Origin of the sequence: Ferrimonas marina (genome assembly GCF_900129905.1) — a bacterium.
In the GTDB taxonomy this organism is placed as follows: Bacteria; Pseudomonadota; Gammaproteobacteria; order Enterobacterales; family Shewanellaceae; genus Ferrimonas; species Ferrimonas marina.
In genome coordinates this window covers 423,989-441,627 of record NZ_FQXG01000001.1, presented here as the reverse complement: position 1 = coordinate 441,627, position 17,639 = coordinate 423,989, and the positions used below count along the sequence as shown (strand labels likewise).

Annotated in this window: 16 protein-coding genes; 3 read left to right on the top strand and 13 right to left on the bottom strand. The window is 57.6% G+C overall.

All coding sequences use genetic code 11. From position 1 onward, the window contains the following. Positions 1-34: 34 nt before the first annotated feature. Both BUC04_RS02045 and BUC04_RS02040 read left to right on the top strand, forming a co-directional pair. Positions 35-1,216 (top strand): acyl-CoA dehydrogenase, encoded by a 1,182-nt coding sequence (locus tag BUC04_RS02045; protein ID WP_067654653.1) that lies wholly within the window; start codon positions 35-37, stop codon positions 1,214-1,216. A 167-nt stretch (positions 1,217-1,383) separates the two neighbouring features. Then, positions 1,384-1,614, top strand: a complete 231-nt coding sequence (locus tag BUC04_RS02040; protein ID WP_067654650.1) for a hypothetical protein — start codon at positions 1,384-1,386, stop codon at positions 1,612-1,614. On the opposite strand, the gene BUC04_RS02035 is transcribed toward BUC04_RS02040, so the two are convergent. Both BUC04_RS02035 and BUC04_RS02030 read right to left on the bottom strand, forming a co-directional pair. Next, positions 1,607-2,005, bottom strand: a complete 399-nt coding sequence (locus BUC04_RS02035) for a hypothetical protein (RefSeq protein ID WP_067654647.1) — start codon at positions 2,003-2,005, stop codon at positions 1,607-1,609. The genes BUC04_RS02040 and BUC04_RS02035 overlap by 8 nt on opposite strands. A gap of 213 nt (positions 2,006-2,218) precedes the next feature. After that, positions 2,219-3,517: a tyrosine-type recombinase/integrase gene (locus BUC04_RS02030; protein WP_067654644.1), complete on the bottom strand. Its 1,299-nt coding sequence runs from the start codon at positions 3,515-3,517 to the stop codon at positions 2,219-2,221. 1,109 nt (positions 3,518-4,626) lie between these two features. Here BUC04_RS02030 and BUC04_RS02025 point away from each other — a divergent pair. Then, positions 4,627-5,088, top strand: coding sequence for a hypothetical protein (locus BUC04_RS02025; RefSeq protein WP_067654641.1), 462 nt, complete (start codon positions 4,627-4,629; stop codon positions 5,086-5,088). Here BUC04_RS02025 and BUC04_RS02020 read toward each other — a convergent pair. From BUC04_RS02020 to xylA, 11 genes are all read right to left on the bottom strand, one after another. After that, positions 5,063-5,284, bottom strand: coding sequence for a hypothetical protein (locus BUC04_RS02020; RefSeq protein WP_067654637.1), 222 nt, complete (start codon positions 5,282-5,284; stop codon positions 5,063-5,065). The genes BUC04_RS02025 and BUC04_RS02020 overlap by 26 nt on opposite strands. A gap of 74 nt (positions 5,285-5,358) precedes the next feature. Beyond that, a complete protein-coding gene (locus BUC04_RS02015) occupies positions 5,359-6,567 on the bottom strand; it encodes a cation:proton antiporter (protein WP_067654635.1) in 1,209 nt (402 codons plus the stop codon). Between the two features lie 49 nt (positions 6,568-6,616). After that, complete coding sequence (locus BUC04_RS02010) at positions 6,617-7,603, bottom strand: hypothetical protein (RefSeq protein ID WP_067654633.1); 987 nt, start codon at positions 7,601-7,603, stop codon at positions 6,617-6,619. A 6-nt stretch (positions 7,604-7,609) separates the two neighbouring features. Continuing rightward, positions 7,610-8,650 carry a DUF2955 domain-containing protein gene (locus BUC04_RS02005; protein WP_082766533.1) on the bottom strand — a complete coding sequence of 347 codons (1,041 nt, stop codon included), beginning with the start codon at positions 8,648-8,650 and terminating at the stop codon, positions 7,610-7,612. A gap of 14 nt (positions 8,651-8,664) precedes the next feature. After that, positions 8,665-9,780: an HlyD family secretion protein gene (locus tag BUC04_RS02000; RefSeq protein ID WP_073325516.1), complete on the bottom strand. Its 1,116-nt coding sequence runs from the start codon at positions 9,778-9,780 to the stop codon at positions 8,665-8,667. 350 nt (positions 9,781-10,130) lie between these two features. Next, positions 10,131-11,597 carry a decarboxylating NADP(+)-dependent phosphogluconate dehydrogenase gene (gnd, locus tag BUC04_RS01995; protein ID WP_067654627.1) on the bottom strand — a complete coding sequence of 489 codons (1,467 nt, stop codon included), beginning with the start codon at positions 11,595-11,597 and terminating at the stop codon, positions 10,131-10,133. Positions 11,598-11,766: 169 nt separating this feature from the next. Beyond that, entirely contained in the window at positions 11,767-12,624 is an 858-nt protein-coding gene (purU, locus tag BUC04_RS01990; protein WP_067654625.1) for a formyltetrahydrofolate deformylase, read from the bottom strand. A 61-nt stretch (positions 12,625-12,685) separates the two neighbouring features. Further along, on the bottom strand, positions 12,686-14,026 hold the full coding sequence (locus BUC04_RS01985) for a glycoside-pentoside-hexuronide (GPH):cation symporter (protein WP_067654623.1): 1,341 nt from the start codon (positions 14,024-14,026) through the stop codon (positions 12,686-12,688). Positions 14,027-14,049: 23 nt separating this feature from the next. Next, on the bottom strand, positions 14,050-14,940 hold the full coding sequence (locus tag BUC04_RS01980) for an SMP-30/gluconolactonase/LRE family protein (RefSeq protein WP_067654621.1): 891 nt from the start codon (positions 14,938-14,940) through the stop codon (positions 14,050-14,052). A 149-nt stretch (positions 14,941-15,089) separates the two neighbouring features. Further along, on the bottom strand, positions 15,090-16,118 hold the full coding sequence (locus BUC04_RS01975; RefSeq protein WP_067654619.1) for a LacI family DNA-binding transcriptional regulator: 1,029 nt from the start codon (positions 16,116-16,118) through the stop codon (positions 15,090-15,092). A 165-nt stretch (positions 16,119-16,283) separates the two neighbouring features. Then, the gene (xylA, locus tag BUC04_RS01970; RefSeq protein ID WP_067654617.1) at positions 16,284-17,600 is read right to left on the bottom strand and encodes a xylose isomerase; all 1,317 of its coding nucleotides are present in this window, start codon (positions 17,598-17,600) and stop codon (positions 16,284-16,286) included. Positions 17,601-17,639 lie beyond the last annotated feature (39 nt).

Here is a 17,639-nt window from a genome sequence, read left to right as displayed (position 1 = left end):
GACGGCGTTAAGCAAGCCAAAAGGACGGTAACAGGTGGCATCACATTTAGCGAATTGGGACGACATCTTGCTGCTGGATCAGCAGCTCAGCGAAGACGAACGGATGATCCGCAACAGCGCCCGAGAGTTTTGTCAGGCGGCCCTGATGCCGGGGATCCTGATGGCCAATCGCAACGAGCATTTTGACCCTGACATCATGCGCCAGTTTGGCGAAATGGGGCTGCTTGGCGCCACCATCGACGGCTACGGTTGCAGCGGTATTAACTACATCAGCTATGGCCTGATTGCCCGCGAGGTGGAACGGGTCGACAGCGGCTACCGCAGCGCTATGAGCGTGCAATCCTCGCTGGTGATGCATCCAATCTACCAATTCGGCACCGAGGCGCAAAAACAGAAGTACCTGCCCAAGCTCTCCACCGGTGAATGGATCGGCTGTTTCGGCCTGACCGAACCAGACTCTGGCTCAGACCCGGCCAGCATGGCCACCCGCGCCAAGAAGGTGGATGGCGGCTACCGCCTGACCGGCTCCAAGATGTGGATCACCAACTCGCCCATCGCCGATGTGTTTGTGGTGTGGGCTAAGAACGAGGCCGAGGGCGGCCAGATCTGCGGCTTTGTGCTGGAGAAGGGGATGGCAGGCCTCAGCGCGCCCAAGATCGAGGGCAAGCTGTCCCTGCGCAGCTCCATCACCGGCGAGATCGTGATGGATAATGTGTTCATCCCCGAAGAGAACATGTTCCCCGAAGTCCGTGGCCTGAAGGGGCCGTTTAGTTGCCTGAACATGGCCCGCTACGGGATCTCCTGGGGTGCGCTGGGGGCGGCGGAGTTCTGCTGGCATGCAGCACGCCAGTACGGCCTGGACCGGAAGCAGTTTGGCAGGCCACTGGCCCAGACCCAGCTATTCCAGACCAAGCTGGCCAATATGCAGACCGAGATCGCTTTAGGCCTGCAAGCGTCACTACGAGTCGGGCAGTTGATTGACCAGGGCGGCTGGGATCCCACCATGATCTCACTGGTTAAACGCAACAACTGCGGTAAGTCGCTGGATATCGCCCGCATGGCCCGGGACATGCACGGCGGTAACGGCATCGCCGATGAGTTTCATGTTATCCGCCATATGATCAACCTGGAAACCGTCAACACCTACGAGGGCACCTACGATGTCCACGGCTTGATCCTGGGGCGGGCGCAAACCGGGTTGCAGGCGTTCAGCTAGTTCTGTTTGGGCCAGCAAATAGAACCGATCACAAGCCGCGCAAAGTCGCGGCTTTGTGTTGTTAGGCCCAAAAGCTGAGAAGGCAGATCAAGGATAGGACCGCTATCCATCGCGATTTGGCCGACAGGCATTACACTGGAGGAAGGGACAGCACCCTGGGAGGAAACATGGGTCTGAAATTCAACCTCTACGCCAAGCGCGCAGCCCTGTTGGGTTATGGCTTGAGCACGCCGGAGCCGCACTCCGGCAAATACGATCTGTACCGCTTGGACGATAAGACAGACGTATTGCATATGGACAGCCCGGAAGCCCTGGTGGACTTCTTTGAGCAACGTGAGGCCCAATCCGGCAGTCACGATACAGTGGAAGACGCCATGGACCGGGACGTACCTATCTAACGGCGGTTTGCGCTTCCAGCCACTCGATGGCTGCCGTAAAACTGGGCAGCCCTTGGCTGGCTTTTATCTTTTCCAGCCGCTCGACTAGCTCGTTACTTAACTCCACACTGCGGGTTTGCTTGCCCTGGCGGTGGCGTTCGGTGGCATACCGCCGCCTTAGCATCGGCAGCCGGCCCGCGCCAAAGGTCAGCTCCACAAACTGCTGTATCTGTTGCGACAGCATCTCCGGATCATGAAACTCCAGCTCCTGCCAATGGGGCAGTTGTTGCTCCTCGACCCTCCGCCGCCACTGTTGTGGCTGAGAAAGGCTGGCATAGCGCACCAGGAAGGGGTCAGAGCGGGTCAGCAAAAATTGGACAAACTGGCAGTCCAGGGGCAGGGCTTTAGGCATGTTCGATCTCAGTCTGGGTATTTTAGTCCCTTGTTATCTAACGCATTGTCACATGTGGTAATGGAGAAAGAAACGGCCAGCAGACGCCGTTGGTGATAATCACAGCAACCTGGCTGTGCACTGTACCAAAGCCGGTGGATTGCACAGCAATCCAAGCCCAGCTGGTTGCGCTTACCAACTTGTTTACCACATGTGGTAATGGCTTTGGGCTGTTCAGTTCTCCAATCCCTTGTGCCTGGCACTCTCGTACTTCTCCACAAAGGAGGCGGTGATGTAGCGTGAGGTAATACCGATGTCCTGGTGGCCGGCATCGGCCATCACATGATGCAGCGAGCGGCCTTTCTCCAGATCGGCGCTGATCCCGGTGTGTCTCAATGAGTGTACGGTCATGGTTCGAAGCTCTGCCGCATCGTGGGTACGGCCAGCGTCTATCAGCAGCTGCGCCGCATGCTGGTAAACCCGTTCAACCTCATCGCGGATGGCGTTCTCACCCAGGTTGGCATTGAGGGTCTGGGCATCCCGACCATGTTGCGCAGTGCGCTGACGCACCAGCAGTGGCAGGGTTTCATTGGGCGCCGGTAGCTCGCTGAGCTCCAGGTGGGTACGATAACGCTTAAGAGCCTCCAGCAGCGCATCGCTTACAGCTACGGTTCGTGCCTTGCCGTTCTTCGACATGGGGATGTAAAAGCCCCAGGTTTCACCATTCTTGTCCCGCCGGATCTGTGCCATCACGGGGGAATAGCCCGGCCGGGCGGCCACCTCGGAGATGCGGGCATAGGTGGAGAACAGCAAGGTGATCAGGAAGCGGGTACGCTCATGTCGAGCCGGGTCTGCTTCGGCCAGCTGGTCTGCCGCCTTAAACAAGGTGGCCAGCTGTAGCGGATTAAGCGCCTTGATCTCCTGCTCACCCTCATGCCACTGCAGTGGGGAGCGGTTCTCCCTAAAACGGCTACGCCGCATCGCCAGTGCAGCGGGATTACGGTCGCAATACTCCTCGTCATTGAGAAACTGGTAAAAGGAGGAGAGCACCGCCAACTGGTTCTTGGTGGCCGAGGCCTTACGACTGTAGGGCAGGGCTGCGGTGGCACTCACCCCCTTGGGCAACCGGTTCACAAAGGGGCGCCACAGCGGGTTGGGCACCCGCATGGATAAGCCCTTGTGCCAGACAAAGTGGGCCCGCTGACTGTTGCTGATCAACGCCTCAGGTGGACTGGCACACCAGTCCAGGAAGCGATTCATGTCGTTGCGGGTTACCTCCGACAACGGCAAACCCTCAATATCCCAGCACCAGATCAGGAAGGTGGTGATCTCAGAACGGGCAGACTTGAAATTGTTGGGGCTGGTTTTGAGCTCGTCGAGATAAGCGATGCACAGCTCATACAGGTAGCCCGCATCCTGCACACCCAAGGCACTGAGCCCGGCCACATGCTGGTTCACCAGGGCACAACCTTGCTGGAAATGCTCGAGGGATTCGAAGTAGGGAAGGTAGGGCGGCTGTTCGAGGCTTTCCATGGTTTGGCTCTTAAGTGTCTGATATAAATATGGTAAAAGCCATGAAAGTCACAGACAAGCGATAACTGTATATTTATACAGTTTACCCAATTCTAGTCATTCAAAGTTAAGAACAACTGGTTTGAAGAGCTGAGACTGGTAACTGTGGGATCACTCATCTGAGGCCGAGTCCGGCCAACCCCGACTTATAGGAAAGTCGGGATTGAGGGCCAGTAGCGCGTAGCGTCGAGTGCTGTTTGATTCGCTGTGGACAAGTCCGAGAACATAATCGGAGGCTGCGCAATCCATGGGTACGGCGACAAAGACCAGCTCAAGTGCATGTGCTGACTTGGAAAGCTCAAGCCCAGACCTAAAACAAAAGGAGCTAACAGATCAGCCATGACCAGCAGAGCTCGAATACCTGGCGGCAGCTTCAATTGTTTTTCCCGGATGCGCTCGCTGGAGTATCAGCCGCCAAGTTCTCTTGAATTACCACTGGGCGATGCGGTGAGTTGCGGCAGATACGGGGAATCGTTCTAGAGGCTCGGCACAATTCATAGCGTGATACTTACCGTAATCGTGAGCGTGACGCTTGGCATCCAGGTCACCGCAGGTGCAATGCCAACATCAAAGCAAATCGCGGTGACTGGCAAAACCGCAGCGTTGCCTGAGCTCATTCGGAAAGGACAAACAGACAGCACAATCATGGGTCTGTTTTCCGTACAGGTGTTAAAGGCGCTTAACCAGAATCAAGCAAGAGCCTGGAGAACACGTTTATCTTTGATGAAGCCCCAGCAAACGCCTCAATAACGGCAAAGACACTCTGGCTGCCTCTCTAATCGCTATCTAATACAGTAATGCGCACAATGTGTATTATGGTAAATAAGGTATTTATCAAATCTTTCAATGTCATGGCCCCCATCCCTGTACGCTGGTAACGGTGGTTTCTTCACCATTGCTGATGCAGGTTTGCTTGCTCAGTCTCACCGTCGCGTCCGAACACCTTATCGAAACCTCAATGCCACGGTTTTGCAATCTGTCCCTGTTGGACTGTCCCACCTCCGCTTTATCGATCAGCAAGACATCGATTGGCGAACGCTAGAGACCACTGAACACACCGGAGCCGTAGCATGGTTGAATCGCAACTGGGGACCACCTTGGTTCTCCTTCTCTGTATCGTTATTACCCTGGTGGTAAGCATCGGTATTTATCTAAAGTCCTTTCTGGAGCATCGCTTCAACCAATTGGCGCAACGCCATGAACTGGATGCGCTGACCCTGGAAACTCAGCGTGGGCTGCAACTGCTCAATCGGGAGAACGGCCACATCGTTGAGCGCCTGGGCAACCTCAGCCAGATGAGCAGCGAGGTTTTAACCGAACGGATGAAGGCGCATCAGCAGGCTTACCACATGTGGTATCAAACCCTGCAGCTTCTGAGAGAAAGCAGCAAACGTCGCCAACGCAAGGAAGCCAAACGTCATTTCGACGATTGCGAAGCGTTTTGGCAAGCCCATTGCCTGTACCTGGATGAAGAGGCCAGAATGGCATTTCGTCAAAGTTACCAGTTCACCACTGGAGCAAGCTTGGGATGACAAGTTTGACCTTAACCTGTGGGTTGCCGATCAAAACGGCCGCTTCCAGGAGATAGGCCCCAGGATCATCCGCGCCGCTGCCCTGCCCCATTCTTTGCTGGAAAACCGGAAGGCGTTGCCAGAAGAGATTGCCGCCTAATGTGATGGCATATGCAGAGAAAAGGCGGTCAAATGCCGCCTTTTGCTTACTTGCCATTGAGGGATGATTAACGGGCTAAATCATCAAGTGTCGAGTGCTTTGCCCCTGGCTGGCTATCAGTGGAGCGAGTATTATGAGGCGTTCTCTCGCTTGCTAAGGTAGTCGCTTAGCCGGTGAACCAATGGATTGGCAGACAATCCGTGGGCGATAAGGCTCATCAACACAGTACAGACCACCACGATGGCAATGGTCTCACCACCCTCCAGGCCTGCGTTGAGGACGATGATGGCGAAAACGATGGACGCGAGCCCCCTGGGACCAAACCAGGCCAGAAACAGTCGGCTTGCCGGCGTGAGGCCGCTTCCCGATAAAGAGAGGAAGATAGGCAACACCCTGATCACCGTCAGGCTCAACAGGGAGTAGAGAACGATTTGCGCGTTGAACAGCGGGAGTACCTGACCCACTACCGCTAGGCCAAACACAAACCAGGTGACCAGGGCCAGGGTTTCCCCATCGGATTCCGCGGCGAGCAGCAGATCATGGGTGTGCTCCTTCATTAGGTGACCGAAGAGTAGGCCACCGGTGAAGGCCGCGATGTATCCGCTTCCGTGCAGTGACTGAGCCACCGAAAAGATCCCCACGGCAATGGCGACCACGGAGATGTGCAACCAAACCTTGGTAACCCAACCTCGCCGGTAGCAAAACCTCATCATGGCCGCGGCCAGCAAGGTTAGTCCCACACCGATAAGTAAACCAATGCCAAGCTCCTGGGCCACCAGGGTAATTGCCAATAGATCACCCCCCTCCTCGCCCCGCCCCTGTGCAAGCGCTATCAGCACCAGCAAGATTGGGACGCACAGCCCGTCGTTCAAACCGCTTTCGGCATTCAGCCCCTCCCGGAGTGTTTCCGGCACCTTGCTGTTGCTGACGACCGCCTTCCCCAAAGCAGCATCCGTCGCTGCCAGTATGGTTGCCAGGATGGCCGCTTCGTACACTGACATCTGGTCAAATACCCACAATGCCAGCGCGAATCCTGTAAGAAGAACACCTGGAAGCCCCAGCAGCAACATCCGCCCTGGAATGTGATAACTCCGTCTGAGGGTTGCCAGGTTGGCATTGGCTGCATCAATAAAGAGGATCAGTGCCAGGGTAAGATCCGCGATAACCCGAAGCTCGGTTTGGGTAGCATCTCCGGAAAACCACTGCAATCCAACGGGCCCGCAAAGCACTCCCGCGAAAACGAACAGCATTGGCCCTGAGATGAGGCTCTTTTCCACACGAGCAGCCACGACACTGTAGCAAAACAGCAGGAGCGTTAAGACAGCCAGTTGTTGGTACATGTCGTCTCCTCAACGGCAAGGTTATCTGTCCTGCTCGATACAGGGGGGGTCATTTGCCCCTGTTACGCTGATACCAGGCCAGGGTGCCAATGGCCACCAGGGCGATTGCAACGCCGAGTAACTCAGCCAATAGTTTCTCGTTGGCAATTCTGTGGGCCGCTTCAGTACCCAGGCTGCCCCAGGTATAGGACAGCAGGAAGAAGACCATGGCGACAGTAAGATTGATATTGACGAACAGACAGCCAAGGGCAAGAAAGGCGCTGATTACCGTAACCAACCAGGCGACTTCTACCTGGGGAAACCACCAGCCCAGGTAAAACCCGCTTACTATGGCCACCAGCCCCAGTATCAAGCGCTCTACCCCTCCTTGCCAGGTCTGGCGTAGGCTGGGGCTAATCATGTTTAGGGTGGCATTGGCTACCAGGGTTGGGTCCACGGTAAGCCAGCTCTTGCCCAGCCAGAGACCAATCACAATGCTAAGTGCCACAAGACAGGCAAAGAGAAAGACCTGCCCAATTGGCAAGCTTTCGTTTGCTGATGGTACCGGGGTATCAGCAGGCCGGCTTAGCAGTGGCTTGACCAGGTTTATCAGCAACACCAGCGAAACACCGGCAATGTAGGCCAGGCTTACTGCCCAGGTATCCTGAGGTGATTCGACAAATAAGGGCAACAGCAGAAACCAATACACCCCTCCCCACGCCAGCAGAAACAGATGGGTGCCGAAGCAAAGACACAGGTAGCCAAGCAGGGTTACCAGCGCGATGGCAGCGTAGTGCGCCAGGCTGAATGGGTCGAACTGGATATAGAGCCAAAGCAGTAACGGCCCCAAGGCCGCAAACAGCAGCAGCCCCCACAGCCGCTGTTTCAGAGACACTCCATCGGCCATGACAATAGGTAGCCAGGCCAACAAGGCACTAAAGCCGGCAACCATGGCCGGGGCACCAAGGGCAGTCAATAGCAACGATACCGTTACGACACCGATTGCGAATATCGCCCCGAGTTGCCAATTAAATCGCTGCCAGTCAAAGTGAAACATACAGGTTCATCCGTCCCGGCTTGCCGTCAGGCAGTGGCGATAGTAACGGCCCATCTCCACTACGCGGTACATCAGCCAGACATACAGTGCCGCTAGGAATATCTGGCTGAGCCGTTTTATCAGGTCACCCACGGTGCTGACGTCTTCGTAATACAAGGCAGAGCCGATGAGCACGACAAAGCCATTCAAGCCCGAAGACCAGTAATCAGCAGTTGGCCCTGGGTAAAAGATCCTTCGAGCCCAGAACAGCAGCACAAACGCGGCGGCGAGAGCCAGGGCAACCGGGTGCGGAAAGATGACCATCAGTTCGTAGAACAGAACCGTGCCCCCTCCCCCCATCACCAGGTTGGCTATCAACATCTTCTTCCCTTGCTGATAAGAGCCGGCACTGCCCAGTTCCATAGCAAAGAACGCAGCAAAGATAGGGATCAGGATGTTAGTCAGGCCGGACATGACGGCAAACCAAACCAGCGGTAACAACGTCAAGGTCATGGTGTTAGCGGCTTGCCGCTGCACCTCAACGGATAGGGACTGCGTCTGGCCATGGCTAACCGCGCCTCGAAGCTTCACCGGGATAACCGTAAACGCCAACCAGGCAAACAGCATCGCCATCAGGAAGTTCAGCCACATGGCGGCCCCACTAAGCCAACCAAAGCTCGGCTCCAGCACCGCCATGATTGGCATCACCGTGGTGCTAAGCACCCCGGCAACGACCGCCAGTAGATGGACTCCGCTGGTCAGTGTCCAGCGAAACAAAACCAATAGCCCGCCGGCAGCAGCGAGAAGCAGCAAGGCTGGCATTGGGGTCAGCAGTTGGTAAAGCACATTGGCCCCAAACAACCATAACGCCGCCCATCCAAGGATTTGAGCACCTAGTCGTAGTGACAGTGGTTTAGCCTCCTGCAACAGCATGACGCAGACTAACGGGCAAACATAAGACAGCTTCCAAGGAAACAATTGGGTAAACAGCAACGCCAGCGCCCCGCCAAAGGCCAATCTGGCGGCCCGGCGGCTAGGGGCTTCCGTTGAAGGCGATATTGAAGCCATCTGATCGACCCTGGTTAGTAGAGATAGGACAAGATGCTCATCAAGCGGATCCAGAGCTTGGCCAAACCGTTCCAAAGCAGGTTGTCGCCGGTAAAGATCACCACATCCGCCTGACCATTGTGGCGTGGGCCATGCCAGGGGTTATCTGGCTGCGGATACTCCTTGAGCGCGATGACCACGGCAAAACGTTGTGGGCTGCGCAGCCAGCCCTTGGCCTTTTCTGCCTCGGCCAGCTCACCGGGCGCGGTCACCTTGCCGGTAGAGACACCGACCGCAATGCTTTTTACCTCGCCTTTATAGATCTCTCCTGGCAAACCATCAAAGGCCACTTCAACAGAATCGCCCGGCTCGATGTGAGCCAGGTTGTTCTCGGTCATATAGGCTTCGATCCAGATGTCCGTGGTAGAGAGAAAGGTCATCACCGGCTGGCCGGCCTGGGCAAAGCTGCCTCGATCAAGCTTGAGTGAGCCAACGTAGCCCTCGGACGGCGATTTCAGCTCCGTCCGGGAAAGATCCAGCATGGCTTGCTCCAGCCTGGCCTGGGCCAACTGCACTCTTGGGTTCGATAGCCCATCGGTGCCCAACAGTTGCTTTGCCTGCTCCAGTTTGGACTCCGCCACGCCCAACTGTGCGGTCAACATCTCGACCTGCGCCCGCGCTTCATCTCCCTGCGCCTTAGCAACGATGCCCTTTTCTTCCAATGTCAAAATACGAGCAGCTTGCTTTTTGGCTTCATCCAGGCGGCTTCGCGCTTCCGTTAAACCGGCGGTGGCAGAAGCAACCTCGGCAGTATCAGAGCCCACCTGTTGACCCGCCAGAGCCAGGTTTGCTTCGGCCTGGGTAACGGCAAGCTCAAAGCGACGCTTCTCCATGGTAAATAAGGTATCCCCGGCCGCCACCTGTTGATGCTTTTTCACCTGAACGGTATCAACGTATCCCGATATGTCCGGTACGACCTTGATTTCATATGCCTTACTGCGGGCATTGGCGGAATAGGGGGTAATCCGTTCTGATGCAAGATACCAGGCGATCAACAGGACTACGGCAACCAGGATTGCCAGTGTGTGCCGATGGCGGGCAGGCGTGACAGTTGCCTGTTCTGCCGGCTCCCCTTGCGGTTGTTGTGCCATGTGCTGCCTCACTCGTCAGGCCAGGCGATGTGGTGTCGGGCCCCGACCAGGTTGACGATCAACGATGCGATAGTCAGATGCGCCGTACCGCAACAACCCTGCCAGTAGGCTCATCTCACGGGTGAACTGGAGTAAAAGCGTAGTTTAGATAAGGCCCAACTGCTTTCAGGGCGATGGCCTAAGCGCTTCAGCCGCAGCCTGGGTGGAATCGACGTGGCGTTGCCGCGGTAGTCTTAAAAGGCACTTTGTCTAACCATGTTCTTTTTTTTGGCTTTGCTGAAACTACAGAGTGAAGATTGTCTACCAGACTACAGGCAAGGTCAGTGGCGGGTGAACCCCGCCATTGGCTGTCAAACATCGTAGGTGGTGGAGGCGGTATCGCCGCCGGTGCCGGTCCAATTGGTGTGGAAGAACTCGCCCCGGGGCCGGTCGATCCGTTCGTAGGTATGCGCGCCAAAGTAGTCCCGTTGCGCCTGGATTAGATTGGCCGGTACCTGGCCTAAGGTGAAGCCATCGAGGAACGCCAGGGCCGAGGTGGTGCAAGGCATCGGCAGGCCAATCTCTAACGACTTGGCTGCCACCTTGCGCCAGGCCGGCAAACAGCTTTCCAGAATGTTTTTGAAGTACGGGTCCAGCCCGAGGAACTGCAGCTCACTGTCCTGCTCAAAGGCATCGCGAATGTTGCCCAAAAAGGCGGAGCGGATGATGCAGCCACCACGCCACATCATGGCGACGTTACCATAATTCAGCTCCCAGCCGTGCTCATTGGAGGCTTCTCTCATCAGCATAAAGCCCTGGGCATAGGAGATGATCTTGGAGGCCAGCAGGGCCTGGCGCAGCGCCTCAACCCACTGGCCTTGGTCCCCTTGAACCGCCTCAATGCTGCGGCCAAAGGCAGATTCGGCCTGTAACCGTTCAGCTTTCAGGCTCGACAGACAACGGGCAAACACCGACTCGGTGATCAGGGTCAGCGGGATCCCCAAATCAAGCGCGTTGATGCCGGTCCACTTGCCGGTGCCCTTCTGCCCTGCGCTATCGAGGATCTTCTCCACCAGGGGCTCGCCGTCGTCGTCCTTGAACGCCAGGATATCGGTGGTGATGTCCACCAGGTAGCTGTCCAGCTCGGTGCTGCGCCAGGAGTCAAAGGCCTGGTGCATCTGCTCGTGGTCCATCCCCAGCGCCACCTTCATAAAGTGGTACACCTCGGCAATCAGCTGCATGTCGCCGTATTCGATGCCGTTGTGCACCATCTTTACAAAGTGGCCAGCGCCATCCCGGCCAACCCAGTCGCAGCAGGGTTCACCGCCCTTGCCGTCCGCGCTTACCGGTGCCTTGGCGGCAATGCCCTGGAAGATGGGTTTAATGTGGGGCCAGGCTTCCGGCGCGCCGCCGGGCATCAACGAGGGGCCAAAACGTGCGCCCTCTTCGCCGCCGGACACGCCAGTACCAACGAAGTGGATCCCCTGCTCTCTCAGCGCCGCGACCCGACGGTTGGTATCGGGGAAGTTGGTGTTGCCGCCGTCGATGATGATGTCGCCGGGGGATAACAGCGGCACCAACTGGGCGATGAAGTCGTCCACCACGGCGCCGGCCCGCACCATCAACATCACCTTGCGCGGCGTTGCCAGCTTGTCGACCAGTTCCTGCAGGGAACGGGCGCCCTGGATATGGGTGCCCTTGGCAGGCCCATTGAGAAAGTCATCTACCTTGGAGACGGTACGATTGAAGGCCACCACCTTGATGCCGTGGTCATTCATATTGAGGATCAGGTTTTGGCCCATGACTGCCAGGCCAATTACCCCTATGTCCGCGCTCATCGCTGCCCTACTCTTGTGTCGCTGTTGTTTGTGCCTCCAGTGTAGCCCCATCCATGGGGGGAAGACCCATTGCACCTTGGTCGATACACGTTGGCAGAAACCTTTTACCGATACATTTCAGCCGAAAGCTAAGACCGAAATCTGAGGCCGAAACAGTCCGTGCCCAGCGTTACAGGATCACGGTGCGGGCGCCGTTGAGCACCACCCGTTGCTCCGCCACCAGGCGCACCGCATCGGCCAAGGTGATCGCCTCGATGTCATGGCCGATGTGGACCATGCGCTCGACGCTGTCGCGGTGATCCACCGGCTTTACCTCCTGGCAGATGATCGGCCCCTCATCCAGATCCGGGGTAACAAAGTGGGCAGTAGCACCGATAACCTTAACGCCCCGTTGGTGGGCCTGGTGATAGGGACGCGCGCCTTTAAAGCTGGGCAAGAAGCTGTGGTGAATGTTGATGGCCCGGCCATTAAGACGCTGGCACAGATCATCGGAGAGGATTTGCATGTAGCGCGCCAGGATCAGGTAGTCCGCTTCGCAGCGTTCGAACAGTGCCATCATTTGGGCTTCCTGCTCGGGCTTGGTGTCGGCGCTGATGGGCAGGTGATGGTAAGGGATGCCGTACCACTCCACGATGGGCCGCAACACATCGTGGTTGGAGACCACCCCGACGATCTCCACCGGCAACACACCGGATTGCCACTTAGTCAGCAGCATATTGAGGCAGTGGTCATCCTTGGAAACCGCAATCAACAGGCGCGGCTTGCGCTGCAGTGGTCGCAGCTCGAAGGTCATCTCCAGGGATTCGGCCAGGGTTTCAAAGTCAGAGACAAACTTCTCGAAGCTGCATCCCATATTGCGGTCATCAAACAGGGTGCGGGAGAAGAAGCGCTCGGTTTGCGGATCACTGAAGTGGTTCACCTCGGTGATAAAGGCCCCATGCTCATACAGACAGCCGGAATATCGGGCCATCACCCCCAGGCGATCGGGACAATGCAGGGTCAGAACGTATTGGGTTGGGCTGGGCATGCGGGGCTCCTATCCTTGGGCTAACCAAGCCAGTGTGCCCCAATGTGAGAGCACGGCAAAACTATGATGCCATTGCCGTTTTCGATGAGTCTTGGTCATCCTGGTGGATCCTGGCCAGGGCCTCGCGGTTGAGGCGATAGCGCGGCAGCACTAGAGCAATCACCACGCCACACAGGGCCGACGAGAGCGCGAAAATCACCAGGATGCCGGTCAGGGCGTGATCGCTTTGAGCGGTGTTGGCCACGTAGCCGTAATAGCCCAGCAGCCAACCGGTCAGTGCGCCGCCCACCGCCAAGCCCAACTTGATCACCAGCAGGTGGGCCGAGTAGCTCATCGCCATGATCTTCTTACCGCTTTTCTTCGCACCATAATCGGCGGTGTCCGCCACCATGGAGAACATCAGCGGAACGATGATCATCTGGCAGAAGTTGGCGGCACCGAACAGGACAAAGGCCAGGTAGAGGCCATCCTGGGGCACAAAGAACAGCGCCAGGTGAAACAGGATCAGCCCCACGTTGGCCCAGCGCAGCAGCCGCAGCTTACATAGCTTGCGCACCACCAGGTTGGTGAACAGCGCTCCAGCCAACGCACTGGCCATTCCAGTGGTGATAAAGGCGGTGATCAGCTCTGGCCTGCCCAGATAATACTCCACGTAATACGGCGCTACCGCACTGCGCATCGCCACCAGCACCAGCATGGCGAAGGTGATCAGCGCCACCCAGAGAAACTGGTCGTTACTGAGCAGACTGCGCAGATCGCCACTCACGCTGCTGGGCTTCTGCTCTGGTTCAACCCGCTCTCGGGTCAGGAAGAAGCAGCCCCAGAAACAGAGCACCGCCACGGTGGCAAGGAATCCCAGCGCCAGCTGAAAGCCCCGGGCAGCGTCACCCTGGCCAAGCATCTGCACCAGCGGCATGGTGGCGGCACTGACCAGGGCACCGCCGGCCATCGCCATGGCAAAGCGGTAAGACTGCACTGATGCCCGTTCCTGGGGGTCATCGGTGATCACGCCGCCCAGCGCAGAGTACGGGATATTGATCGCGGTATAGACGGTCATCAGCGCCGCGTAGGTGACGTAGGCGTACACCACCTTGCCCTGCTCCCCCAACTCCGGGGTGGTAAAGGTCATCACCGCCAGTACCCCGTAGGGGATGCTGATGATCAACAGGTAGGGGCGGTAACGGCCAAAGCGGGTTCGGGTGCGGTCGGCGATGCCGCCCATCAGAGGATCGGTCACAGCGTCAAACAGCCGTACTGCCAGCATCAGGGTGCCCACGGTTGCTGCGGAGAGGCCGTACACGTCGGTGTAGAAGTACACCATAAAGGAGAGCACCACCTGGAACACGATGTTACTGCCGGTGTCGCCCAGGCCGTAACCCACTTTCTCTTTGATTGTTAGCATGGTTGGAGTCCTTTCCTGGTGCGCTAGCTGCGGCTGGTGGCCTGGGCAAAGCGGTGTTGGGGCTGGCCCTGGGTATCGGTTTCGATGCAGAACAGATCACCGGCCAGCGGTTGTTGGGCCAATGCCTCCGGGCTCAGGCCAACCTGGGCGGTGGTGATAAACAGGGTGCTCATGTTGGAGCCCCCAAAGGTGCAACTGGCGACCTTGCTTACCGGCAGATCGATCCAGCCGATACGCTGACCACTGGGGCTATAGCGGCTGATGCCGCCACCATCGAAGTGACAGATCCACAGGTTGCCCTGGATGTCACAGGTCATGCCGTCAGGCACGCCCTCCCCTTCAGGCAGGGTGATAAAGTGGCGGCGTTCGGAGATCGGGTCACAGTTGCGGTCCAGCTCGTAGTGGTAAACGGTGCGAGCCAGGCTGTCAGCGTAATAGAGTACCCGTCCGCAGGGGCTGAACACCGGGCCGTTGGAGATAAAGAAGTCGGATTCCATCTGGCGCCAGGCACCACCGGGGCTGTAGCGATAGAGCCGGCCACTGGGCGCGTCGGCGTCGATGGCCATGGTTCCGGCCCAAAGCCGTCCCCGGGGATCGATCTGGGCATCGTTGTAGCGATTGGCAGGCAGGCCGGCTTCCGGGCTAAAGATGGGTTCCAGGCTGCCCTGCTCAGGTCGAAACCAGTTGAGCCCCTTACGTTGAGTCAGCAGCATTCGGCCATCGGCACTGGGTAGAATCGAGGAGGGGTATTCCCCGACCGACCAGGTACGGTGTTCCTTTGCCGGCAGCGACAGCTGATGCACCTGGTTGCCGTAGATGTCGACCCACATCAGCGAGTGCGACTTCGGCTGCCAGATCACCCCCTCTGCCAACTGACACTGGCCAGCAAACAGGTGGGTTACCTCATAGCCCATGGCAACCCTCGATCTTACCGAGGACGACGCCGTTACGGGCGCTTTCTATCACATCCATCATGCTTGAAACTCCGAGATTGTTATCGCTAACATCTCAGTCAAACAGGTAAATGTAAAGCCCAGGTTGCAACTTGTTGGTTAAGGGCGGTTCAATCCTTGTCGTGTTGCCCGCTGGAGTCTCGCTCTATCAGGGCAAACTCCAGTACATGGCGCAGCTCCGAAAGGCTATCGCTGTTGGGATAATGATTGCCGGCAAGCAACTCCACCGCCTGCTCTGCCATCTCGGTGATGGGCTGGCGTACCGTGGTCAGTTGAGGCCAGATCGCGGTAGCAATCTGGGTGTCATCGAATCCCACCACGGAGAGCGACTCCGGCACCGCCAATCCGCGGCGATGGGCTTCCGCCACCACCGCCGCTGCCATGTCATCGTTACTGGCGAAGATGGCGCTGGGTGGCTGCTCCAGTCCCAGCAGCTCCTGCGCCGCTTCCATCCCAGAGCGGTAGGTAAAGAAGCCCTGCTTAATGAATTGCGGTGGGGTCTCGAGCCCATGTGAGCGCATGGCGTCCAGGTAGCCCTGGTAACGCAGGCGCGACGCGCCCTGGTTGGGATGGCCAATGATGTGGCCGATCGCCTTGTGGCCCCGCTCAATCAGGTGGGATGTCAGGGTAAAGGCGGCTTCGTAATCGTCCATGCAGACGAACGGGCCTGCGGTGAGATCCCGGTCCGGCGCAATGCGGACAAAGGGCAGCTTGCGGGATTTGAGCTCCGCTAGCAGGGAGTTGTCGTCACACAACGGCGGCAACAGGATCAGGCTGTCCACCCGCACCTCCGCCAGCAGTTGTTGCAACCGCTCCACCGGGCTGCCCTCCTGCTCACCACAATGCTCGACGATCAGGTGATAGCCCCGTTGCCGACAGTGCTTAAGCGCTCCGAGCAGGAAACGACTGACATAGCCTTCGGAGGGGTTGTCGTACATCAGGCCAATCATAAAGCTGCGTGAGCCCGCCAATCGCCGAGCCGACACGTTGGGCCGGTAATCCAGTTGTTTCACCGCCGCCAACACCCGCTCCCGGGTGGCCTCAGCAACCTTACTGGTGCCATTAAGCACTCGAGATACTGTCATCGCGGAGACCCCGGCCAGCTTGGCCACGTCCTGGATTGTCGTTTGTTTGGTCATGCCATCCCTTGCGGTTAAAACAGTTTCACGGTCAGTGCCTTGCGTCACTTTGGCTCACTGTAACAAATTTCTGCACTGACAACAGTTTGGGCCGAATTCGGAATACAAAAAAGCCGGTCCTAAGACCGGCGAAACACATAACCATGTGACTACAGAGGAGAGAACTTAAAACAGGATGCGGTTTACCCGGTTCTCCAGCATTTCCTGGGCACCGGAGATCGGTTTGGGATCCAATTTGTGCTGCAGGGCATACTGCTTGAGGCTTTCCAGGCTGTGCTGACCGGACAGGATCTGACGTCCCAGCTCCTGGTCCCAACCGGCATAGCGCTGGGCTACCAACTTGGACAGCGTCTCTTGCTCCAGCAGCACCGCCGCCTTCTTCAGCGCTGCGGCCAGGGTGTCCATGCCACCAATGTGGCCGTGGAACAGATCCATCGGGTCGATGCTTTGTCTACGCAGCTTGGTGTCGAACAGGAAGCCGCCTGTGGTGAAGCCGCCGCCTTTGAGGATTTCATAGATCACCAGGGCCATCTCCTCGACACTGTTGGGGAACTGGTCGGTATCCCAGCCCAACTGCGGGTCGCCCCGGTTGGCGTCTATGCTGCCGAACATCCCCAGTGACACCGCGGTGGCCACCTCGTGTTGGAACGAGTGACCGGACAGCGTTGCGTGGTTGGCTTCGATGTTCACCTTGAACTCGTTCTCCAGACCGTACTGCTTGAGGAAGCCGTAGACCGTGGCGGTGTCATAGTCGTACTGGTGCTTAGTCGGCTCCTGGGGCTTGGGCTCAATCAGCAAGGTGCCTTTAAAGCCAATCTTATGCTTATGCTCCACCGCCAACTGCAGCATCCGGGCGTACTGCTCTCGCTCCTGGCGCAAGTCGGTGTTAAGCAGAGTTTCATAGCCTTCACGGCCGCCCCACAGTACGTAGTTCTGGCCACCGAGGCGGTGGGTCGCGCTCATGGCAGAGCAGATCTGGGTGGCGGCATAGGCAAACACCTCCGGATCCGGGTTGGTGGCCGCACCAGACATAAAGCGCTTGTTGGAGAATACGTTGGCAGTGCCCCAAAGCAGCTTGGTGCCGGTCTCTTCCTGTTTACGCGCCAGCACCTCCTCCATCTCGGCGAAGTTGTTGACGTACTCCTGGATGGAGTTGCCTTCCGGGATCGCATCGATGTCGTGGAAGGAGTAGAACGGGATGGTCAGCTTGGAGAAGAACTCAAACGCCGCGTCGGCTTTCAGCTTGGCCAGCTCCATCGGCGAACCGCCCTTGTGCCAAGCACGGTCAAAGGTGCCTTCACCAAACACATCAAAGCCGTTCCAGCAGAAGTTATGCCAGTAACAGGCACCAAAGCGCAGGTGCTCCTTCATGGTCTTACCAAGCACCACCTCGTTGGCGTTGTAGTGGCGAAACGCCAACGGGTTGTCGCTCTCGGGCCCTTCAAACTGGATCGGGGCGTCTAGGTCAAAGTATTGGGTCATGGTTTACTCCGCTCTCGGTTGTTTGGTGGTCGACGCAGC